At 40.7% G+C, this 23,744-nt stretch carries 19 protein-coding genes; 7 read left to right on the forward strand and 12 right to left on the reverse strand.

The features are described from left to right. Positions 1 to 5: 5 nt before the first annotated feature. The 3 genes from PQO05_RS15250 (at position 6) to PQO05_RS15260 (ending at position 3,373) form a co-directional block, all read left to right on the forward strand. Positions 6 to 1,259 (forward strand): tetratricopeptide repeat protein, encoded by a 1,254-nt coding sequence (locus PQO05_RS15250; RefSeq protein ID WP_273628194.1) that lies wholly within the window; start codon positions 6 to 8, stop codon positions 1,257 to 1,259. Positions 1,260 to 1,570: 311 nt separating this feature from the next. Further along, positions 1,571 to 2,107 carry a GDSL-type esterase/lipase family protein gene (locus PQO05_RS15255; RefSeq protein WP_273628195.1) on the forward strand — a complete coding sequence of 179 codons (537 nt, stop codon included), beginning with the start codon at positions 1,571 to 1,573 and terminating at the stop codon, positions 2,105 to 2,107. A gap of 63 nt (positions 2,108 to 2,170) precedes the next feature. Then, positions 2,171 to 3,373 carry a DUF763 domain-containing protein gene (locus PQO05_RS15260; RefSeq protein ID WP_273628196.1) on the forward strand — a complete coding sequence of 401 codons (1,203 nt, stop codon included), beginning with the start codon at positions 2,171 to 2,173 and terminating at the stop codon, positions 3,371 to 3,373. On the opposite strand, the gene PQO05_RS15265 is transcribed toward PQO05_RS15260, so the two are convergent. Both PQO05_RS15265 and PQO05_RS15270 read right to left on the reverse strand, forming a co-directional pair. Continuing rightward, entirely contained in the window at positions 3,365 to 3,895 is a 531-nt protein-coding gene (locus PQO05_RS15265; protein ID WP_273628197.1) for a DUF4142 domain-containing protein, read from the reverse strand. The two genes, PQO05_RS15260 and PQO05_RS15265, sit on opposite strands and share 9 nt — an antisense overlap. Before the next feature lie 136 nt (positions 3,896 to 4,031). After that, positions 4,032 to 6,611, reverse strand: a complete 2,580-nt coding sequence (locus tag PQO05_RS15270) for a phosphoenolpyruvate carboxylase (protein WP_273628198.1) — start codon at positions 6,609 to 6,611, stop codon at positions 4,032 to 4,034. A 180-nt stretch (positions 6,612 to 6,791) separates the two neighbouring features. Between PQO05_RS15270 and PQO05_RS15275 the strand changes: the two genes are divergently transcribed. Beyond that, a complete protein-coding gene (locus tag PQO05_RS15275) occupies positions 6,792 to 8,987 on the forward strand; it encodes an FUSC family protein (protein ID WP_273628199.1) in 2,196 nt (731 codons plus the stop codon). Here PQO05_RS15275 and PQO05_RS15280 read toward each other — a convergent pair. From PQO05_RS15280 to PQO05_RS15295, 4 genes are all read right to left on the reverse strand, one after another. Further along, complete coding sequence (locus tag PQO05_RS15280) at positions 8,979 to 10,334, reverse strand: PhoH family protein (RefSeq protein ID WP_273628200.1); 1,356 nt, start codon at positions 10,332 to 10,334, stop codon at positions 8,979 to 8,981. The two genes, PQO05_RS15275 and PQO05_RS15280, sit on opposite strands and share 9 nt — an antisense overlap. 839 nt (positions 10,335 to 11,173) lie before the next feature. Then, positions 11,174 to 11,755, reverse strand: coding sequence for an HD domain-containing protein (locus PQO05_RS15285; RefSeq protein WP_273628201.1), 582 nt, complete (start codon positions 11,753 to 11,755; stop codon positions 11,174 to 11,176). 814 nt (positions 11,756 to 12,569) lie between these two features. Beyond that, positions 12,570 to 13,325, reverse strand: coding sequence for a TIGR03915 family putative DNA repair protein (locus PQO05_RS15290; protein ID WP_273628202.1), 756 nt, complete (start codon positions 13,323 to 13,325; stop codon positions 12,570 to 12,572). Between the two features lie 5 nt (positions 13,326 to 13,330). Next, the gene (locus tag PQO05_RS15295) at positions 13,331 to 14,587 is read right to left on the reverse strand and encodes a putative DNA modification/repair radical SAM protein (RefSeq protein WP_273628203.1); all 1,257 of its coding nucleotides are present in this window, start codon (positions 14,585 to 14,587) and stop codon (positions 13,331 to 13,333) included. A 388-nt stretch (positions 14,588 to 14,975) separates the two neighbouring features. Here PQO05_RS15295 and PQO05_RS15300 point away from each other — a divergent pair, with 388 nt between their 5' ends. Genes PQO05_RS15300 through PQO05_RS15310 form a run of 3 tightly spaced genes read left to right on the forward strand, consistent with a single transcriptional unit; the run spans position 14,976 to position 18,155 of the window. Then, entirely contained in the window at positions 14,976 to 15,857 is an 882-nt protein-coding gene (locus PQO05_RS15300; RefSeq protein ID WP_273628204.1) for a UbiA prenyltransferase family protein, read from the forward strand. A 1-nt stretch (position 15,858) separates the two neighbouring features. After that, positions 15,859 to 17,562, forward strand: coding sequence for a hypothetical protein (locus PQO05_RS15305; RefSeq protein ID WP_273628205.1), 1,704 nt, complete (start codon positions 15,859 to 15,861; stop codon positions 17,560 to 17,562). Next, entirely contained in the window at positions 17,541 to 18,155 is a 615-nt protein-coding gene (locus PQO05_RS15310) for an HAD-IB family hydrolase (RefSeq protein ID WP_273628206.1), read from the forward strand. Before PQO05_RS15305 ends, PQO05_RS15310 begins: the two co-directional genes overlap by 22 nt. Positions 18,156 to 18,343: 188 nt before the next feature. On the opposite strand, the gene bioB is transcribed toward PQO05_RS15310, so the two are convergent. The 6 genes from bioB to ribD all read right to left on the reverse strand — a co-directional run bounded on the left by bioB (position 18,344) and on the right by ribD (position 23,725). Then, positions 18,344 to 19,351, reverse strand: coding sequence for a biotin synthase BioB (gene bioB / locus PQO05_RS15315; RefSeq protein WP_273628207.1), 1,008 nt, complete (start codon positions 19,349 to 19,351; stop codon positions 18,344 to 18,346). A gap of 27 nt (positions 19,352 to 19,378) precedes the next feature. Beyond that, positions 19,379 to 20,728, reverse strand: a complete 1,350-nt coding sequence (gene mgtE, locus PQO05_RS15320; protein ID WP_273628208.1) for a magnesium transporter — start codon at positions 20,726 to 20,728, stop codon at positions 19,379 to 19,381. Between the two features lie 88 nt (positions 20,729 to 20,816). Next, entirely contained in the window at positions 20,817 to 21,095 is a 279-nt protein-coding gene (locus tag PQO05_RS15325) for a hypothetical protein (RefSeq protein ID WP_273628209.1), read from the reverse strand. A 91-nt stretch (positions 21,096 to 21,186) separates the two neighbouring features. Next, positions 21,187 to 21,801, reverse strand: a complete 615-nt coding sequence (locus tag PQO05_RS15330; protein ID WP_273628210.1) for an IMPACT family protein — start codon at positions 21,799 to 21,801, stop codon at positions 21,187 to 21,189. Then, on the reverse strand, positions 21,802 to 22,668 hold the full coding sequence (locus tag PQO05_RS15335) for a DMT family transporter (protein WP_273628211.1): 867 nt from the start codon (positions 22,666 to 22,668) through the stop codon (positions 21,802 to 21,804). It abuts the gene before it with no gap. A 4-nt stretch (positions 22,669 to 22,672) separates the two neighbouring features. Then, the gene (ribD, locus tag PQO05_RS15340) at positions 22,673 to 23,725 is read right to left on the reverse strand and encodes a bifunctional diaminohydroxyphosphoribosylaminopyrimidine deaminase/5-amino-6-(5-phosphoribosylamino)uracil reductase RibD (protein ID WP_273628212.1); all 1,053 of its coding nucleotides are present in this window, start codon (positions 23,723 to 23,725) and stop codon (positions 22,673 to 22,675) included. Positions 23,726 to 23,744: the final 19 nt, after the last annotated feature.

Consider the following 23,744-nt stretch of genomic DNA (forward strand, 5'->3'; position numbering starts at 1 on the left):
TAAGTATGAAAATCAGGATTTTAATGACCGGCTTGCTTGGCCTTGTTGCGACAACAACATTTGCGCAAAAAGGGGAGTTAAATAACGCACAAAGCGAGTACGATAAATATGAAACCTCAAGAGGTAACAAATTAACTGCCGCTATTGCTGCTACAAGCATTGCTAATGCTAAAACCTCGATCGATAAAGCAGCTCTTAACGAGAAAACTTCGGTAATGCCGCAAACCTTTGCATTAAAAGGTGCTATTTACTCGTCGTTAGCAGTCCAGGATTCAGTTCCGGCTACATCAGCTCCATTATTTGCAACTGCAGAAGAGGCTATTAAAAAAGCTAAAGAATTAGACACCAAAGGCGAAAATAAAAAACTGATCGATCACGCTAATGTTAACCTGGCACAATACCAGTTAACCCAGGGTGTTAGAGAGTATCAGAACAAGGATTTCAAAAACGCTTACAAAGCATTTGATTACTATCGTTCTGTATTGCCTGAAGATACAAACGCAATTTACTACACAGGTTTAGCAGCAGCTAACGCCAATATGTACCCGGAAGCTATTACCAATTATAACAAATTGTTAACTACTAACTATTCTGGTAAACAACACATTTATACAGATTTATCTTCAATTTATTTATTAAATAAAGACACTACAGGTGCTTTAAAAACTGTAAGCGAAGCTGTTACTAAATATCCAACTAACGCAGATTTTCGCAAACGTGAGGTAGAAATTTACCTGCAAACAGGCAGACAAAAAGAAGTGATCGACAAAATCAACGCAGCTATTGCTAATGATCCTAAAAACAAATCATTGTACTACTATGCTGGTTTAACTTACTCACAAGCAGCAGAATCTGCAGGCAAAGATTTAACTAAAGCCAAAGATGCTGCAAGCAAAGCAACAGCGCAAAAAGCAAAAGAAGAAAATTTTGCTAAAGCAGCAGATATGTACAAAAAAGCATTAGAAATTGATCCGAACTATTTCGAAGCTAACCTTAACCTGGGTTATGTATTGCTTAACCCGGCTATTGATATGTATAATGCTGCTAATAAATTACCTGCAAATCAGCAAAAAGCTTACGATGCTGCTGTAGCTAAAGCAGGCGCACAATTTGATACAGCTAAGCCATACCTGCAAAAAGCGGTAGAGCTTAACCCAAAATCTTATGATGCATTAAACAACCTTAAAACTTATTACTTAGGTAAAAAGGATACAGCACATGCAACTGAGATTCAAAAGCAGATCGACGCATTAAAATAATATTTAAAGGCTTCTCGAAAGAGAGGCCTTTTTAACACAATACTTACTTAACATAATGTTAATTATAGGACTTAAAATAAGTGACTAAATAATTGTAATATATTGTATTCACTGTACTTATTATTAGTTTTACAGTATACCATGTAGATACTTAATTTATGTTAATTACAAAATCTAATCTTATTAGGCTCCTTGTTTTTTCTATTTTTCTAAATGTGTTTGTTATCACATTTTATATATACAGGCATAAAGAAAATAATAAAATCAGCACTATTGCATATCAACATACCGGGTATTTATACCATCGGGATATGCTATATAAAACATTAGGCGTAACTTCAAACAATGTAGTTTTTATCGGCGACAGTGAATTTTTTTTCTTTGATGCTGCTGAGCTTTTTAAAAATGCCGATATTCTAAATCGTGGTATATTGGGTGATAACACCATCGGTGTTTATCATAGAATTGATGATGTTTTACTAGGCCATCCGAAAAAAATTTTTATAGAAATTGGTACTAATGATATGCGGTATCAGCCCAATGATACATGTTTAGCTTACATGCACAAAATTTTGAAACGTGCTAATTCAATTTCTCCAGAAACAAAAATATATATTAATTCACTTTTGCCGCGTTCTGCCGATTATAAAGGTCTTATTGAAGATTATAATAAAAAGCTTTTTAATCTATGCGGCAGCTCTCATATAACTTATATAGATCTTTATTCAAAATTTGTTCGTGCTGGTATGCTCAACCCACAATTTAACGGTGGCGATACTTTACATTTAAATGCACGGGGGAATATACTATTGGCTCAAATTATAAAGCCTTATTTAGCTTCTAATTAAATTCATTATTATATCACTGCTGCTTTAGGTTTATTTAAACCATATTGCTAACTTTGTTAGTAAATGAAACGTTCGGGTTCTGCAGATTTACCTTTACATTATGGTTATGTACCACAGTGGCTTGCCGTACGTATGGCGAAACTTGGCCTCGCTGTTGCAGAAACCATTGTAATGGATTTTGGTACCGATGAATTTATTCGCCGTTTGAGCGATCCGTTTTGGTTTCAAAGTTTGGGTGCTGTTATGGGAATGGATTGGCATTCGTCCGGAATTACTACATCGGTTATGGGCGCTTTGAAAAGATCAATAAATCCGCATGCTAAAGAACTTGGAATTTATATAACCGGCGGCAAAGGAAAATATTCGCGCGAAACGCCGAATGAGCTGCTTAAAATTGGTAATCAAACCGGTTTAAATGGTACAGAGCTGGTTAAATGCAGCAAGCTGGCTGCCAAGGTTGATAATACAGCTATACAGGACGGCTACCAATTGTATACCCACAATTTTATTGTAAGTAAAAGCGGGCAATGGACTGTTGTACAGCAAGGTATGAGTGCGACAAATAAGACCGCTCGCCGTTATCACTGGCATTCTGAAGGTTTAAAATCTTTTGTAAACGATCCGCATACATTTATTTACGGGCAAAATGCCGGTATGATTTTAAACATGGCTGATAAAGCGGCTGATCCGTCGCGCAATGCCATTATGCAGATGGCTGATGAACATCCGAATGATATGCTGGCCGAAATAAACAAACTGATGATGCCGAACCATCATGATGTACGCGCCGAAGATGTTGATTTGAAACGTTTAGGTGCGGTACTATGGCTGGCGCATGAAAAACGGCCTAAAGATTTTGAAGAATTATTATTACTCGAAGGTTTAGGCCCACGAACATTACAATCACTGGCTTTGGTTAGCGAAGTTATTTACGGAACGCCGGCAAGATTTAAAGACCCGGCAAGGTTTTCGTTTGCACATGGTGGAAAGGATGGTCACCCCTTCCCTGTCCCCATTAAGGTTTATGATGAAACTTTAAAAACTTTGCAGACTGCAATATATAAAGCAAAAATCGGTCAATCTGAAAAAAAGGATGCTATTCGCAGTTTAACGGCAATAGCGCAACGAGCCGAACAGGATTTTACCCCTAATGCCAATTTTGACCAGGTAATACAGCAGGAACGTGAAAATTCGTGGCGACATGGCGGCCGTACAGTTATGGGTAAAGCAAAACCGCCTGTAGAGCAGCAGTTACGTCTATTTTAACGAAGCGCTGATTGCTTTTGCAGAATCTAAATGCATTTTTAAAATCGGTGTGGTTTTGTTCGAAAAATCAACCAGTTTTTTATCGGTGTTCTCGGCAACTTCATTAAATAGCTGAATCACTTTATCGTGGTCACTTACCATCATCTGCATATAAGCTTTATCGAAAGCTGGTCCGTTTTGTTTCATTAAATCACCCAGCATAGCCTGGTGTTGCTGCGAAATCGTATCAGTGAGGCTCACATATTTTTCTACAGCTATCTTTTTAAGTTCTTGTCCCGCTTTTACATGATCATTAAGCATCATTTTGGCGAAATCGAGCACGCGTGGATTTTTAGAATTATTCTCGGCCAATGAAGCGGCTTTAATTTCAGTAACGCCAGCCTCATTGGCAGCCACAATAAATTTTGCACCCTGGTCATCAACCAATGTACTTTGGTTAAAGTTTTTTGCTTTTCTATTATTACAAGCTTGTCCGGCAATCAACAAAATCATTGCTGATACGTACATCAAGTTTTTAGTCATGTTATAAAATAATGGTTGCTATACCTGTAACATACACAGGCATTAATTGGTTTACAATTATATGACATTTAGCCATTAATAAGAAAAGCCGGATGAAATATTACTCATCCGGCTTTTCAAGTTATTATTAATAGGGTTATGCCAGGTTTCTACCGGCATTTACAATGCCGTAAACCGTGCGGATCACTAGCTTATTATAAACCTTAATCAGCTCTTCATCAGTAGTATTATTCAAACATTCTAAAGCATAGTGCTGAACAATCACTAACGGAAGCACAATTTTTTCCCGGATGGCAATTGATCTTCCTTCCGTTGGATAAGCTTCCATTAATACCTGTGTATCAGTTAGTTCAAGGAGTAATCTCTTAGTTTGCTCAAACTCGTTATATAGCATTTGCCAGAACTCGCCAAATTTAGGATCGTTCTTTAAGTGCGCAGTAACCCTGAAATCTGATTTCGACATCGACATCATACAATTATCGATCATCGTTTTAAAGAAGCCAGATTTGTGGTAAAGCTCTACAACTTCGTCCCAATGCCCCTCTCCTTTTATTTTGTTCAGTGCAGCACCAACACCATAAAAGCCAGGGATATTTTGTTTTAGCTGGCTCCAGGCCGTTACAAAGCTGATAGCACGCAAATCTTCCAATTTTAAAGGCGCATCACCATTACGTTTAGTTGGGCGGCTGCTGATGTTTGCACCAGAAAGCAATTTAAGCGGGCTCAGTTTCTCCAGGTATTCGGTAAATAACGTATGTTTACGCAGGCCCATAAACAAACTATAACTTTCATCAGCCATTATCGAGATTAGCTCTTTATGGCGATCATCCAGCAAATCTTTTTGTGTTTGATGCAATGCAGAAGCAATACCTGCATTAAATAATTGCTCGATATTGAACCTTGCCGTATCAACAGAACCGTATTGCGAACTCACAGTTTGGCCTTGTATAGTTAACTGGATGTGGTTATTAGCAATCTCCTGACCCATTGAGGCATAGAAACGGTGTGTTTTGCCACCACCACGTGCGGGTGGGCCTCCCCTGCCATCAAAAAACGCCAGGTCGATGTCGTATTTCTTAGCCATTGCGGTTAGTTCAACTTTGGCTTTGTAGATAGACCAGTTAGCCATTAAGTAACCACCGTCTTTGGTACTATCAGAGAAACCAAGCATAATAGTTTGCTTATTGCCTCTTGCTGCCAGATGCTCTTTGTAGAATGGATGGGTATAAAGTGTTTCCATTACTTCGGCCGCAACTTTTAAATCGTTAACGGTTTCAAAAAGCGGCATAAAGTCAATGGTCAGCTCGTCTTTCTTCCAGCCGCTGCATAAAAACAGGTTAATCAGTTGCAAAATATCAGATGCTTGCTGACAGTTACTGATAATAAATCGCTGACAAGCTTTTTCGCCATTCTGTTTTTGCACTTGCTTTACCAGGCGAATAGTGTTAAGTGTATCCTGAATCAACGGATCAGCATCATCAGGGCAAACAAAATCTGCTTCTGTGGCAAACTCAATTGCTTTTAATTTATCAGCTTCGCTTAAATCATCATAACCTTCAGGAAGTATTACACCAACTTTAGGTGCAATGTAGTCATACACATTACGCAATACACGGCTATCCTGGCGGATATCCAGCGTAGCGAAATAACAGCCAAATAATTTGATCTTGTGCGACAAATCATCTATGATGTCAACAAACAGGCTGTAGTTGTCTGCAATCAGCTTATCCTTTACTGTTTGTAATAATGTAAGCATTTCGCCCTGTAAATTTTCAGGATCTTCCTGTGGGTTGAATGCATTATCATAAAGGATGGTTTCCAAATCCTTCATAGCATCTTCAACACCTCTAAATGTGATACGACGTTTCACATTACGGAAATCACGGTAATAACAGCGGAAAATGATCTGCCTTAATAATGAAGCTACTGTTTTGGTAGAATCTGTTTTAACGTTAGGGTTACCATCACGGTCGCCGCCCGGCCAAAAGCCCATTTCGAGTAGTTGGTTAGCTAAGCCATCCACATCAAAAGCTTCATTTAATTTTGATTGTGTAGCGGCTAATGCATGATAGAAAACATTCTCTAAAAACCAGATCAGGCTCACAGCCTCATCAACAGGTGTTGGCGATGTTTTATTGAAGAACGGCGTTTTACCCAGTTGTTGTAACAGCAAGTTAATGCTATTGATATCGTTTGTTTTAAGCGCTTCGATCAAATCAGTCATGATACCCAACACTCGGCTTGGGTAAAACTGGGTTGGGTGCGCAGTAAGGACTAAGCGCAGTGAAAAGTTTTTAAGCTTCTCTTTAATGGTTTCGCGCTGGCTTTCGTCGCCTGCAATTTGTTGTAACAAAGTTTGCAGTGTACCGCTCTCGTCGAACTTGGTGGTTTTACTGAATGATGAATCTTCAATGGCATCAAACAATACAACTTGCCTTTCTATATACTGTATAAAGCGGAATAAGCGGTTAAGTTGTTCCTGGTGATCAATATCTGGTACGTACTTCTTAAAGAACGACTTTATAATTTCAGCGGGTGATTCCTGGTTGGCTGTGCCCTTTTCGCAATGTGCGCTAAAAAATGGCAACAGGTTACCGGTATCTTTAACCTGGTAAAAAGGCAGGGTTAAAAACAGACTGTTGTAAAGCTCAAAACGTGTAATTACTTCCTGATTAAAGACGGATTCACGCTGACTAAGGTTGTTTGCAGATGACATAGACGATTTAGAGAGATCTGAGTAAAAAACAGGTTTCTTTTATAACCTGTTTTGAATTGTTGGTAAATATAATTATCTACTGAGATTATCGACAATGTTTTTGTTACAAACTTCAACCTATTTAATGTATAAACGTTATTTGTTATAAATTTGCAGTACCAATCCCCCGAAAAATCTAAAATGGCCGTACCATCCCGCGAAATAAAAAGTTTCTTCTTCAGCCAGTATTTTTCAGACGGATTACGCATTACTATAGGCGTTTTGCTCCCCTCACTCATCTTTGCACAATTTAATCAGCTCGAGTTAGGCCTCACCTTATCATTAGGTGCTATTTGCGTTTGTGTGGTTGATACGCCAGGGCCCGAAGTTTATAAGCGTAATGCTATGCTGGCCTGTAATGCTTTGCTGCTTTTGGTTTCCATTACCACAGGCTTTGCAAGGCTTAATGTGTATACGCTGGGTATCGAGGTTATTGCTTTTTCTTTCTTGTTCTCCATGTTTACGGTGTATGGCAACCGCGCTGCTGCAGTTGGTACATCATCATTATTGGTGATGATATTTATGATGGATAAAGGCCTGCAACCTGGCGAAGTACTGCATTATAGTTTACTGATTACTGTAGGCGGCGTTTGGTATATGATTATGAGCCTTGTTTTCTTCGGTATCCGGCCATACCGGGCGGCGCAGCAGGCATTAGGCGAGAACATTGTTGACGTGGTTAAGTTCCTTCGCATAAAAGCCGATTTTTATCTGCCGGAGACTGATATTGAAGACAATTACAAGAAACTGGTTTCGCAGCAAATAAAGGTTAGTCAGCATCAGGATAATGTTCGAGAGCTATTGTTTAAAACCCGCTTAATTGTAAGAGAATCAACCCATGCCAGCCGTGTATTGGTATTAACCTTTGTTGATCTGGTTGATATGTTTGAGCAGATTATGGCCACACATTACGATTACCAGGAAATTCGCGACCGTTTTGAAGGAACTGAGGTGCTACCCCATATTGCAAAACTGGTACACCAAATGGCCGGCGAATTGGATAATATAGGTTATGCCATACTGGCCAATTCGAGATATCGCCGGATTAAAAACTTTGGCCCTGATCTGGAAAATTTAAAGAATGAGATTGACGCTACTTCCAGTCATTTAAGTGGGTCGAGCAATCTGGTTTTAAAGAAGATCTTGATTAATGTTCGTGATCTAAACCAAAAGATATCGGATGTATGCAAATACTATAACTCTAAATCGGCAGAAAGCCTGATCGATAAGAAAAAGGGCGATGTGGAGTACACCAAATTTGTTGCCCATCAGGATTATACGCCGCACATCTTTTTCGATAACCTTACCTTTACTTCGGCCACATTTAAGCATGCTTTACGTGTAGCATTGGTTTGTTTAACCGGTTTTGTGATTACCAAGAGTAACGGGTTATTAGAGTTGATCAATCATTTCACGGGTAAGAAGATCGTTTTCGGACACCATAGTTACTGGGTATTGCTCACCATTATTGTGATTCTGAAGCCAGGATTCAGCCTATCTAAACAACGCAATTACCAGCGCGTATTTGGTACCATTATCGGCGGGGCTATTGGCGTATTGGTACTCACCTTTGTACACAACAAAACCCTCGAAGTAGCATTACTGATGGTATTTATGATGGGAGCTTACAGTTTTCTGCGAATCAACTACATCACCAGCGTTATTTTTATGACACCTTATGTGCTCATCCTGTTCCGCTTTTTGGGTGTAGGGCATCTGGATGTGGCAGAAGAACGGATTATAGATACCATTATAGGCTCATCTATCGCATTTTTAGCCAGTTACCTGATATTCCCATCATGGGAGTCTGAACAACTACGACAAACCTTATTGGAAGTTGTTGATGCGAACATTAGGTATCTAATGACCTTGGGCGAGCATTTAACCGGTAAACCACAAAGTACTACCGATTATAAATTGGCGCGGAAAGATGTTTTTGTAAAATCGGCCAACTTATCGGCAGCATTTGAGCGTATGGTTTCTGAACCGAAGAGTAAACAGAAACAGAGCAAAGATGTGCATAAGTTTGTGGTATTGAACCATATCCTGTCCTCTTACCTGGCAACCATTGCATCAAACATAACCGGTGCCAGCATGCTGATCCACCTGCGTGCTGATAACCTTAAAATGCTGAAACGCGATATTGCTGTACTGAATGAGGTAAGCAAAAAATTAGGTGGCAACAGTTTTGAATTTACTGCCGAACAAAGCGTTAATGAAGATGAGCTAACTGACGAAAAAGTAGCCGATCAGGAATTATTGAAAGAGCAACTGGGTTTCATTAATAAAATAGCTAACGATATTCAGCGTATTACTGATAACCTTATTTTACAATAACTCTGTAGCCAGATTGGCCAGTTCGCTGCGTTCACCTTTTTGCAGGGTGATGTGTGCGTAAAGCGGATGGTCCTTAGCCCTGTCGATCAGGTATGATAAGCCATTACTTTCGGCATCCAGATATGGTGTATCTATCTGGTAAATATCCCCGGTAAACACAAACTTACTGTTCTCACCTGCACGCGAAATAATGGTCTTAATTTCGTGCGGGGTCAAATTCTGGGCCTCATCTACAATAAAGAAGATCTTAGTCAGCGTACGGCCACGAATAAAGGCCAGAGGAGCGATAGAGATCTTATCGGTAGTAACCAGTTCATCTATCTTCCCCTGCATCTTAGGGTCATCAGCAAATTGCTCACGGATAAATTTGAGGTTATCCCATATTGGTGCCATGTATGGGTCTACCTTACTTTTTACATCACCGGGCAAAAAGCCAATATCTTTGTTACTCAGCGGTACAATTGGCCGGGTAACATAGATCTGCCTGTAAGTTTTACGTTGCTCAAGAGCACTTGCAAGCGCTATCAGTGTTTTACCGGTACCTGCATTTCCCTGTATAGTTACCAGTTTAATTTCAGGATCGAGCAATGCATGTATAGCAAAAGCCTGTTCTGTGTTTTTGGGCGATATATTAAATACCGACTGATCTGAGACGTGCTCTACCGAAGCTGTGCTTGAGTTATAGAACCCAGGGGTTGATTTGTTTTTACTGTTGAGGATATAGAAGCGGTTACCCGGCGGCGGCTTAATACCTAAAGTTTCTGGCGCGGCAACACGTTGTTTAATAAACTGGTTAATGGTTTTTTCAGTCAGTTTATCCAGTACTGTTTTGCCGGTATATAGTTCGTCGAGGTTTTTGATTTTGCCGGTTTCGTAATCTTCAGCATTTAGATCGAGCGATTTGGCTTTGAGACGCAGGCAAATATCTTTGGACACGAGGATCACTTTTTTATCCGGATGCTCTTCCTGTAAAGCTAAGGCGGCGTTCAGGATTTTATGATCGGTTTTACCCGGACCAAATATAGCCTCGGCATCCATCATCACTGATGGCTTATTCATTACTACCCGAAACTGTCCTTTATTATGTCCCTGTAAAGGTAGCCATGCGTTAAGGTTATGCTGACCAGCAAATTCGTCCATTAAACGGATAAAGCTGCGTGCTTCGAAATTGCGGGTATCGTTGCCCGTTTTCATGTTATCCAATTCTTCAAGAACCTGCACCGGGATGGCTACATCGTGCTCCTGGAAGTTTTCGAAAGCGTTATGATCGTAAAGGATCACCGAAGTATCTAATACAAATATTTTTTTAGCACCTGCAGCAGCACGGCTCCTGTTCTCTTTAGACATAATGCTAAATTAAAAGATTTTAGGAATGGTGAAGTATGTAATGGAAGCTATCTGTATAATTTTGTCATTGCGAGGTACGAAGCAATCTCGTCGCCTGCATTATTAGATCGGTATAGCTACGAGATTGCCACGCTATCGCTCGCAATGACACAGCGGGTGTTTGGCGGCCCAAAACCTCTTATAAACGAAAACGGAGACCAACATTTGTTCAATGTGATCTCCGTTTTACACCTCTTGATTAACCGTAGTCTTTCGCGAGGCACCAATAACGCTTTTAGTAATTTAACCGATTTACCTTTCTTAACTGCAACGCAGTAGCTTACTTGTTAAATCATTGTTCTGATTCCACTTTTTCAGCCCTGTACCCCGTAGAGCACAACACCTCAATTTGTAATCACAATACCTCTGGTAAACTATCTCCGGTAATTTAACACCTTTAAATGATCTTCTGCTTGCGCATATCTTCATTTTTGAATGGTTTTCCACTCACGTGGTCTATCACCCTTTTTAGTGACATTGATTTTTCCGTAGTAATTTAGGGTCTTCCCTTGATCTTTAGCGCTTCCGAAGATTTGCCCGATTTCAATTTCCGTATCCCAAGGCTGTCAAAGTACGTCGTTCTTGATAAATGCAATATCGGATTAAAATACTATACGTGTCAAGTAAAAAGCATAATTATTTTTAATAATTATTATAATTAATTGTAAATCAATGAGAATAATTTAAATAGAACTCATTTTATTGGATTTGTCATTTCGACGATAGGAGAAATCTTGTACAGCTTGCCTTTTCATCGTATAAGATCTCTCCTATCGTCGAGATGACAAACTAGTAAAGAGTTACAACATTGCCAGTTTCAAAGCCCCCTCTTCAACTATAGCATCTTTTAACTGTATCAGAAACTCATTGAAGTTTACATGCTTATCCATCATATAAAGCATTTCTTTCTCAATATCCAGCCAGGTATTAATGTCGGCTTCGTTATGCTGAACCTGGGCTTCCAGCTTATCAAGTGCATTGGCAACTTTCGCTTCATTAGTAGCCTTGGCTTCAAACTCGTGCCATAGGTGGTAGAAGTTGTCTCCTACTTCATTATCCAGTTGCATCCTTATATCCTCAATAGCACGGGTTTCATTTTCAATCTTTAGCTGTTTCACTTCTTCATTAAAAGTATCGAAAGCAGGTACATCACCAACTAAAGCTTCAATAATATCATGGATGATGATCATCTTCAGGATCTTGGTCGAATCTACCTTAATGCCCAAATAGGGTTCAACCAATAAATACATAATAGAAACCCTCCAGGTATGCTCGGCCACACTTTCGCGGCGGCCATCTGATAACCAGCTATGGCGGGTTAATCTTTTAAGGTTTTCTGCAACATGTAAGAATTGGAGGATTTTGTTGATTTCGGTTTTCATAAATTATTAGGAGTGGTTTGTGATTTAAAGGTAGGGGTTTTCTTTTGTCATTCTGAACGCAGTGAAGAATCTTCTGCTGTAAATATGACAGCTATGCAGATCGAAGAAGATTCTTCGCTATCGCTCTGAATGACAAATGGGAAAGAGATTTGCTATAACGCGAAAACGGAGGCCGACTTCGTTAAGATGTCGCCTCCGTTCTCAACCTTATGTTCAACCGTAGCTGCTCATAAAGCATCAATAAACGCTTTTAGTAATTTAACCGATCTGGTTTTCTGTGCTGCCGAAGCAGTACCTACTTGTCATAATCATTGCTTTTGTTTGCAATTTCACGCTGCACCCCATAAGGCACCACGTTCAAGCGTGCAAACCACAATACCTCTGGTAAGTTATCCCGGTAATATATTCGTATTCATGTATCCCCGCTTGCGCGGTTCATCACTTAATGCGCCGTCACTTGCGTTGTGGCTGCACCTTTTAAATGATAGTGATTATCCGTGGTAACTTAGGGTCTTCCCTTGATCTTTAGCTCCTCCGAAGATTCGCCCGATTTCAATTTCCGTATCCCAAGGCTGTCAAAGTACGTCGTTCTGATATTTCTAAGGTACTGTGCTACAGTATGTTTTGCAAATAAAAAATGATAGTTTTTCTTAACAGGTTTACCAACAGAAAAGCACAAGTTATTAACAGCTTAAAAATGAATTAATTAGCTTTATTGTATCAAAAACGCAGATTTGCAATACGTAATTAACATACTGCTTATCAACATATTCTGATGTTTTTATAGTTTCTAGTCCCTCTCAAAAAACTAATTTTAAATTTTTTCTGTCAAATGTTTCCAATAACGCTTGGGTACATGGCGTAAATGCAGCTTGGTATTTTTGCGGGCAGGTATGTTTACACTGGTAAAATAATTACGCCAGAGTTCCTGGTATACAGCTTCATTATCTTCATAAGCCGAAATTACATTACCGGGGTTAATGGTGGCAAAATCGAGTGAGATATATTGGGTTTCGTGCAGATCATAATACAAGCCATAACTGCGCTTAATATCATAAATAATCCATTTCTGATCGGCATAACGATTTCTGAAGTGTTTAATGAGCAATGGCAGCACATTATAGTCAGGTTCTATGGCAGAGTAATAGGTTTTATCCTTCAATTCCTGGAAACGGATAAAAGCCTCCATCCGGTGTTTTTCACGCCTAACCATCCGCACAATTTCCGATACACGCATTACATATTTGTTCCCATAATCTTCCTCAACATTTTTTGGCGAATCAAATACATAGCGGATATAGCCAACAAGGTTGTCGTCCTCCCCTTCCATTTCGGCCATGTGGGCGGCATATAGGCGTTGCAGGCCTTGCGCAGAGAGTTTCTGCTTTAATCCTTTTAATACGCGGGTAGCTCGGGTATTTTCTGTTACTACTTTAACCACGTTTTCAAACAGGGCGGTATTGTGCCACTCCCCTTTCTGCATGCGTACATGGGTAAGGCGCTGTTCGTAAATCTCAAAAACGGCCGTCAGTAAACCTTCAAACGTACCGTCATAAATCAGGGTGGTCATCTCAATCAAAACAGGTTTAATTGTACGGTCGAATTTTTAATGTATTTACTCTGTGATTCGGCCAGGATGTATTGTTTAATGGCCGTGCCGGTTAGGTCGCGCCGCTCATATTGCGGGCTATTACAGGTGATAAAATACCGTGCCCGATTTATAGCAATGCCCAGTCTTTTAAGCTGATCCCAGTTCAATTTACGGAAAGCCCTTGCAGCTACAATTTTTTGCGCCGATTGTACGCCGATGCCCGGCACGCGTAATATCATTCGCAGATCGGCTTTATTAATATCTACAGGAAATTCATGCAGGTTACGTATTGCCCAGCTCAGTTTAGGGTCAATATCCAGATCGAGCAGCGGGTTATCATGGTTTACAATTTCATTTACCTTGAAGTGATAAAAGCGCATCAGCCAGTCGGCCTGGTAAAGCCGGTTTTCACGGACCATGGGTACAGCTGTGTTTAGAGCAGGCAAACGACTATCGCTCAATACCGGCACATAGCCCGAATAGTAAACGCGCTTGAGTTTAAAGCCCTTGTAAAACTGATCAGACATTTGCAGGATCTGCTGATCGGTCTCCGGCGTGGCACCAATAATTACCTGGGTACTCTGACCAGCCGGAGCAAACATAGGTGCTTTCTTAAACAGTTTCTTTTCTTCGGTACGCAGGATGATCTCATCTTTCAGGAAATTCATCGGCGTGATCATGTCCTGCCGGTTTTTCTCTGGCGCTAAAAGTTTAAGCCCTGCTTCGGTTGGCATTTCGAGGTTAATGCTCAGTCGATCGGCATACAGGCCAGCCTCACGCATCAATTCGTCACTGGCACCGGGGATACTTTTAAGATGGATATAACCGTTAAAATTATGTTCGAGGCGAAGTTTTTTAGCTACTTGTACCAAACGTTCCATCGTATAATCGGCATCCTTAAAAATACCCGAACTCAAAAACAGGCCCTCTATATAATTACGGCGGTAAAAACTGATGGTAAGATCCACCACTTCCTGCACCGTAAATGCGGCTCGTTTAATGTCATTGTTTTTGCGCGATACACAGTAGGCACAATCGTAAATACAAACGTTGGTAAACAGGATTTTTAATAGAGAAACACATCGCCCGTCTTCGGTGTAGGTATGGCAAATGCCGTTACTGGCATTGCCTAAACCCTTATCCTTGTTTTGCCGTTTGCTCCCGCTCGATGCACACGATACATCGTATTTAGCGGCATCGGCCAATATGTTTAACTTTTCGGTAATCCTCTCCACATTCATACAAATCAAAATTACTAAAAATATTAGCAAATAAAAATTCTATTAAACCTTTATCAGTGCCTCAGGTTGTAGATAAAAATTACAGAGCATGGAACCAATATTAACATTGAAGAGTCTCAGAAATTGGCTAATAAAGCATACATTATTTGTCCGTATTCTAAAGCTACCAGGGGAAGCATGGATGTGAAGGTAATAGCAGAATAGAATCAAGAGACAAGAATCGAGAATCAAAATATTCTTGGAAAGTTAGAGTACAACGGATTAGTTTATATTATTAACTAATTCACAACTTAATGCTCTAAGTAACTCGAAAAGACAGTAGTATCGTATTTTTTACGCTTGACATCGGCGCTAAAGGTCAGAAAATACGCTATATTTATGGACAAATATGCAAAAACTCAGCTCCTACCTAAAGCTTCTCCGTGTACACCAGTGGAGCAAAAATCTGTTTATTTTCCTGCCGGCTTTCTTCGCATTAAAGCTTTATCAGCCAGCTGTTATTCATAATTGCCTTCTGGCATTTTTTGGATTTTCATTTTTAGCCAGCGCTGTTTATGTTTTTAACGATATGCTGGATATTGAGGAGGATAAAATACACCCTAAAAAACGTAACCGCCCCTTAGCCAGCGGCGCAGTTAGCGTTAAAGAAGGTATTGTTTTAATTGTTGTTTTGCTTATTGCAGCCGCGTTATTATTTGCTGTTTTAGGTAACACGGTTGCCAGCATAGTAGCAGGTGTTTACCTTGTGCAAAATATTTTGTACACCATTAAACTCAAGCATGTTTCGCTACTGGATGTAATGCTGATCTCTACCGGCTTTGTGTTGCGTATTTTAATTGGCGGAGCAGCTACAAATACAGGGCTCTCGCACTGGATCATTTTGATGACCCTGGTGCTGGCGCTTTTCCTGGCCCTGGCCAAACGCCGCGATGATGTTTATATTTATGTGCAGACAGACCAGAAAGCACGCAAAAACTTAGAAGGTTATAATCTCGACTTTTTAAACGTAGCTATTACCGTAATGGCTACCGTAGTAATTGTGTGTTACATTATGTATTGCACTTCGCCCGAAATTACATCGCGGTTTGGGGGCAATACTTACCTCACCTCGTTTTTTGTGATACTCGGTATATTAAGATACCTGCAGCTTACCTTTGTTTGGTTAATTAGCGGTAGCCCTACTATGGTGCTGCTTAAAAACCGCTTTCTGCAAGTGATTATCCTCGGTTGGATCGTATCGTTTTTCTTAATTATTTACCTGAAGGTTTAATATGCAGCTTTCTTTACAACGCAATAACCGGGTTTTATTTTTAACAGGCGGTATGCTGATTACTACCATTGCTATGGTATTGATCATAGTGGCACTCTGTTTTTTTGCAGGGTTTACGGTTGCTGCATGGCAGTTTCCAATGGCGTTTATTTTAACTGGGGGGCTTTATTACTTCATCAGCAAAAACAAACTCAACAACACCGGTGCTTTTATCCAGTCTGTAATAATAAGTGCTTTAGTAATAATCGCCTCTGTTATAATTGCCTGCTGTTTTTATGATGTTACCTACGATGGCCAATCGTACCACCAGGAAGGTATCTACCAATTAGCACATGGCTGGAATACGTTTAAAACCTTACTGCCAAAATCGGTTAATATGGCTATCTATATTAATCATTACGGTAAGGGTGTCGAGATCCCGCAGAGCACATTGTACGCCTTAACCGGGCATATTGAAGCTGGCAAGGCCGCCAACCTGATATTACTTATTGCTACATTCTGCCTCATGTTATCGTTGCTATTAGGCTTAAATAAGCTAACGATGCCGAGATGTATACTGATAGCTATACTGGCTACCTGTAACCCTATTATTATTAACCAGCTAATCAGCACTTATGTTGATGGGCAACTGGCCATGATGGTACAATGCTTGTTTGTAGTAGCTATCTGGCTTGTTTTTGATAGCAGTATTTATAACCTGCTTTTACTTGCCGTGGTGGTTATTATTGGAGCTAATGTAAAGTTTACAGGGTTGGTTTATGTGGTGATATTTACAGCAGCTTTTTTAGGTTGGTTGCTGTATACTAAAAAGATTGAGTTGTTTAAGAAGGTTATTTATACGGCAATAGCATCCGGTATTGTAGCTGTGTTGATTGTGGGCTATAATCCTTATGTAGTTAATACGGTTAAGTTTCAGCATCCGTTTTATCCGTTAATGGGTAAAAATAAAGTAGATATTGTGGGCTATAACCTGCCGCCTGGTTTTGAGCAGAAAGGTGGTATGGATAAGCTTTTTACTTCGCTGCTTGCCCATACCGATAACCAGATTTCTGATAAACAAAAGACCGTAACACTTAAAATTCCCTTCACGGTTAATAAAACAGATTTTACCAATTCATTTAAGCCAGATACGCGTATAGCAGGCTTTGGTCCGTTTTTTAGCGGGATACTGTTGCTCGCCTTCGCTTTGCTGGTTGTATTGCTGCTGAAGCCCGGTAAGTTTGCGCTAATTAAAAACCTGGTTTACCTGATAGCTGTAATTTTAGCAGTGGTATTGATCATGCCCGAATCCTGGTGGGCAAGGTATATTCCGCAATTATGGTATTTGCCTATTGTGGTATTACTGGCTGCCGAATTATATCATACCAAACACAAAATATTAAGAGGCTTTTTATACCTCTTCATTATTTTTAATGTGGTTTTAACCTTTGGCGGTTTCGGTTGGAATTTAATGATGACAATGCTGGTGAACCATCAGATTGCCAAGTTGAAAGCCGCGCATCAAACCATCACCGTTCAGTTTGGTGATTTAAAGGCGAACCGTTTTCGTTTGGAGGAAAACCATATTCCGTATAAAGAAGCAATTCTTGATGGAGTTCCAAAGGTTGAGATCTTCATCCGGTCTGATTCTAAATTTATAATACCTGATAATGTTGCCAATTACCCCGAATCAAAATTTTTAAAATGGGCGGAGAAATTCAATTAACAGATAAAAAAGTAATCGCCGCTTTCGATTTCGACGGCACCATAACCACACGCGATACCCTGCCTGTGTTTGTATGGTATGCTACCAAACTTTGGCGCATATTATCGGGCACCTTAATGGTTGTGCCTTTCGTAGCTTTATTTAAGCTGAAGGTAATCCCCAATTACCAGGCTAAAGAACGATTATTTAAAGCCTTTTTTGCCGGGGTTAAAGTGGATAAGTTCACAGCACTATGCACAGGATTTAAATCCGTTATAGATAAATTGGTTAATCCCGATGCCCTGGCTAAAATAAGATGGCACCATGAGCAAGGCCACGAAGTAATCATCATCAGCGCCTCTGCCGAAAACTGGATTAATCCCTGGGCTATTGAGCAGGGCATTAAAACGGTATTGGCTACGCAATTACAGGTAATTGATGATAAAATTACAGGGGTATTCCTAACCAAAAACTGCCACGGACCAGAGAAAGTAGCCCGCCTGCTTGCCGCCTATCCCGACCGCAAGAATTATATTCTCTATGCCTACGGCGATAGTAATGGTGATAAAGAGTTACTGGCTTTTGCAGATCATTCGTTTTACAGGAGCTATTAAACACGATTATTAATAACTCAGCGCGTCATTGCGAGGAACGAAGCAATCCCCGACCTACAAAGCCGCTCTGTAAAGTTCGCGATTGCTTCGTTCCTCGCAATGACGCGCTGGGGAGGATGCATTAATAGGAAATAAAAAGGGCCGATGTTGTACACATCGACCTTTTTTTCTTTTATATCGTATTCTAATTAAATACTTACTTCTTCTTTAACCTCTTCTACCCTGTTCGGTCTGCCGTTTTTAAAGGCTTTGCGTGGGGTTAGGCCTAACAGCTCAAACATGGCCATATCGGTATCAAAAGATGGGTTTGGTGTGGTTAACAGTTTCTCGCCTGCGAAGATGGAGTTAGCGCCTGCCATAAAACATAATGCTTGCTCAATAGTACTCATCTCTGTACGGCCTGCCGATAAACGTACTACCGTTTTAGGCATTACGATGCGTGCAGTAGCAATCATGCGTACCATATCCCAAACAGAAACACGTGGCTGGTCGGCCAGTGGCGTACCTGCTACCGGCACCAATGCGTTGATTGGTACAGACTCGGGGTGTTTAGGCATGTTAGATAATGTTTTCAGCATCGAGATCCGATCTGCAACGGTTTCACCTAAACCAATGATGCCGCCGCTGCAAACGCTGATCTTGGCTTTACGCACGTGATCCAGGGTTTGTAAACGATCATCATAAGTACGGGTGGTGATAATTCGCTTGTAATCATCTTCAGACGTATCTAAATTGTGGTTATAGGCATAGAGGCCCGCATCAGCCAAACGTTGCGCCTGGCTTTCGGTAAGCATACCCAGGGTACAGCAAACTTCCATACCAAGGTCGTTAACGGCGGTAACCATTTCCAGTACCTTGTCGAAATCGCGGTTATCGCGTACTTCGCGCCATGCGGCACCCATACACAAACGTGATGCACCGCCTGCTTTAGCTTTTTCGGCAGCAGCAATTACTTCTTCTTTAGGTAATATAGCATGCACGTTTACACCTGTGTTATAACGTGCCGCCTGCGGGCAATACGCACAATCTTCAGGGCAACCACCTGTTTTTACAGAAATCAGCGAGCTGATCTGTACTTCGGCATAATCTTTATTTTCGCGGTGAACAGTTGCTGCCTGATAAATCAGGTCCAGTAATGGGGTGTGATATATTTCAGCAATCTCCTCTTTCGTCCAGTTGTATCTTACTTCAGTCATGTGTGATGAAATTATAAAGCTTCAAATTTATAATAAAAGTGCGGATGCTAACCATAAAGGCAGCAAAAAGCCTATGCAGTCTGTAAAAGTTGTAATAATTATTGATGATGCCACTGCGGGGTCAATTCCCAAACGCTTCAATAACAATGGAATGGATGCTCCGGTTAAACCTGCAACAATAAGGTTACCCGTCATGGCTAAAAACAAAACAAGGCCCAGCATTGGGTTGGCATCATAAAATAAAGCTACCACTAATACAATGATACCGTTAACGGCGCCATTAATCATCCCTACTAAAAACTCTTTTAATACGGTATTGTAGGCCTGCGCATCTGTTAAATCACTTAATGAGATACGCCTTACCGTAACAGCGAGGGCCTGTGTGGCTGCATTGCCACCCATACCCGCAATAATGGTCATGTAGGCAGCTATAATGGGTAGCTTGGCTTCTAAATTACCAAAATGCCTGATAACTGAGGCTGCTAAGAAAGCAGTACCCAGGTTAATAATTAACCATGGTAAACGGCTTTTTACGGCATCTTTCCAGTTACCGCTCAATTCTTCATCTTCAGATACACCGGAGATCTTCAAAATGTCCTCGGTATTCTCTTCTTCCATTACGTCGATGATGTCATCAATGGTAATGCGGCCGAGCAGTTTCAGGTGGTCGTTCACCACCGGGATACTGGTTAGGTTATATTGCGACATCAAGCGGGCCACCTCTTCCTGGTCAACTTCGGCTTTAACGTAAACGTAATCTGTTTTTAAAAGATCGTGCACCATTACATCCGGTTTGGATTTAATGATATCCTTCAGCGACACAATACCTTGCAGAATATCACGATCGTTAACAGCGTAAATAGTATAAAACTCTTCCTTCTCCTCCGACTGTCTAATTACTTCTTCCAGTGCGTCTTTTTTATTGAGGTTGGCATTGAGTTTAATAACGTCGGTGTTCATCAAACCGCCGGCCGTATCCTCGTCGTAATGTAACAGGGCACGGATGTTGGTGGCATCCTCCTGGTCGATATGTTCTAATACCTGTTCCTGCTCGTGTTCTTCGAGTTGGGAGATAATATCCGTCGCATCATCGTAATCCAGTTCTTCAATAATCTCCGAACGTTTCTCGGGATGAAGATTAAACAAGATCTGCTCGGGGTGGTTCTCCTCGTCCATTTCGGAGATAACTTCCGAAGCAATGTCAGATGGCAGAACATTGATAATTTTTTCGCGCTCTTCGGGGGTAAGCCGTTCAAATAGAATTGCAATCTCGGAGGCGTGGTACTCTCCCAAAACACGTTGAAGCTCAGTATCATTAGCTTCAAGCGCATTCTTTATCTTCAGGAGATCTGATTTATTTATTTCGAAAGATTGCATACCTGCCCAAAATAAGCATTATACAGGGCATATTCAACAAAAAAGGGCGATTATAAATCACCCTTTTTATTCAGTTTAAAAAAATATCTTAAGCCACTTTCTGAAGCTTGTAGGAAGTGTTTTCGTGATTGATCACCAGTTGATTTTGATCCATTGATTCGATCATGATCTTACGCTCACCCAGCTTGCCATAATTGTGGATCAGCAGGTACAAATCATCATTGTTTTTCACCATACGGAACGGCGATACAATGCTGCCAGCTTTACGTCTTTCTTTAAAGAAAGAAATTTTTAAAAGATGTTTAACGAAATCAAATTCGAACCGTTTTTCGGCTTCGAGGTAGATTCCAATTGGTAGTGTATTCATTTTGTTGCAAGGTTTATAACCAATTAACAACACTATGTAAACAAGAATGTTTTAAAAATTTCTTAAATAATTAAAAAGTTTCCTTTGTTGATTAACTACTATACAAATAAGTTAATTTCACATTGCTGATTTTTAAGAATTTCTGCTCAGCCTGGTCGATATGAGTTTTTCTAACGCTGAATTTTAGCACGCATGTTGTATCGAACTGGGTTTCCAGCACCTCAAGGTTTAAATCCTTTACTACCTTCATTACATCGTTCATTTGCAGGTAATCAAAATTAACCTGGTAAACATCGTTGAACGTTTTCTCGATGATCTTTGCCGTATTCAAAGCCTCTTCGGTCGCTATTTTATAAGCACTGATCAGACCCGGGATACCCAACAGGGTTCCGCCGAAGTAACGGACTACAACCACCATAATATTGGTTAGCCGTTTGGACAAAAGCGTATTTAAGATAGGCCTGCCCGCAGATCCCGCAGGTTCGCCATCATCATTAAAACGTTGAGCCGACTGATCCGTCCCCAGTTTTACAGCCCAGCAATGGTGGTTTGCTTGTGGATACAATGCTTTTAGTTTAGCGATAATCGGCTTAATTTCTGCCTCGCTTTTTATGGGATAAGCAAAGCTTAAAAATTTACTGCCGCTTACCCGGTGTATGCCTTCAACAGGCTCGGCAATGGTTAAATAAGTATCGTCGAATAACATTTAGTGCGTTTGCGCGTAAGCAATAATCATAACAGCTGCAATGGCCAGTAAAATGCCCATCCGGTTTACCCAGCTTGTTTTTTCTTTAAATAAAAATGTACCGGCAAGTGTACCCACGGCTATAACACCAATATTCATGGCTGAGAATACTACTGAAGGGCTTTTCGCCATAGCCTTGTGCGCCAATATGTAAAATAAGATGTTGCCAAAATTAGCCACGCCCAATATCCAGCCGAAACCGATATATCGCCACTGAAACTTTGCCTTTTTGGTAAGTACCATGTAAAACAAGCCAATGAGCGAGAGCACAAAAGCAATAATGTAAATGGCAAAAAGTGAGGTTGGGAATGTTACTTCCTTTATCACTGATAACTGCCTGAACATCACATCAACAATACCGAAGGTTATAAATACACCTATTGGATACAATAGAGTCCCGGTTTTACGGATATTGTTGCGGCGGTCCACCGGTTTAATTAATAATAAAATAACCGCTAAAATGCCTACGGCAATGCCAATAAGCTTAAAGGCGGTTAGTTGCTCATTAAATAAAAAGAAAGCAGCAAGCAACGGTATTATTAGTGAAAGGCGCTGCGCTGTATCTGTACGTACAATACCGATAACCCTTACAGATAAAGCAATAATTAAAAACCCGGCCGGCAGCAAGAAGCCAAGTATAGCATAGCTGGATACAGGCGCTGATGGCAGTGAGCCTAACTGCGGTTTGAGGAAAATCCAGGTAAGTATAATAGCGATAGAATAATTCCAGATGATAGCCTGAAAAACATCAATACTGTAGCGTTTGGCCAGTTTCAGCATAATGGAAACCGCCACACTGCAGCAAACGCTTAAAAAAATGTATATCATTTACTCAATTAGGTTGATGGTATAAAATTGCTAAGGTATCTTCTCCTACCCTGTATTCTTCGGCAGCAACACCCATAATAGCAGGTGAAGGTATGCCTTTATTTAAAACTGTGTTGCCGGTAAATACTCTGGCTTCGTCCCATAATCCCGCTTCAATAAAACTATTAAGCGTGTGTGCGCCCCCTTCAATTATTACCGACTGGATATCCTGCAGGTATAACTGGTATAAAATATAATGCGGCACAAACCGGTCGAAATCTTCGAGCGCAATATACTTAATATTGTCTTCAACATCGGTTTTAATCTCGTTAAATATCAATGTTTCAACACTTTGGTCGTATATATTTAAATCTTTGCTCAATTCTAGCCTACGGTCAATCACCACACGTTTAGGCGCCTTACCCTCCCAGTGGCGCAGGTTCAATTGCGGGTTATCAATCATGGCGGTATTCTTGCCGATCAATATCGCATCTTCCTCGGCACGCCATTGGTGCACCAACCGGCGCGACTCTGGTCCGCTGATCCAAAATTGCCTGTCGTCATCCGGCGCAAAAAAGCCATCAGCTGTTTTTGCCCATTTTAATATAATGTACGGACGCTGACTTTTTACGCGGGTGAAGAAGCGTTTGTTCAGCTCCCGGCATTCTTTTTCTAAAACTCCTACTTCAACATTAATACCTGCTGCCTGTAGTTTCTCTATCCCCTTGCCATTTACCTGGTCGAAAGGGTCTCGGCAGCCAACAACCACATTTGGGATTTGGTGTTTGATAATCAAATCGGCACAGGGAGGTGTTTTGCCATAATGCGCGCAGGGCTCAAGCGAAACGTAGATGGTTGATTCTTTGAGCAGCTCTTCAGCATCGGCAAAATTGGTTAATACCATGTTTACGGCATTAACTTCGGCATGCGGACCGCCGTACTGACGGTGATACCCCTCGCCTATTATTTTATCATTGTGAACAATTACAGCGCCTACCATCGGGTTCGGGCTTACATAGCCTGCACCTAACCGGGCCAGTTCGATGCATCGCTGCATATATTTTTCATGTTCAAACATGGCGCAAAGGTAGCTTTTA

This window comes from Mucilaginibacter jinjuensis, from assembly GCF_028596025.1.
Classification (GTDB): Bacteria; Bacteroidota; Bacteroidia; order Sphingobacteriales; family Sphingobacteriaceae; genus Mucilaginibacter; species Mucilaginibacter jinjuensis.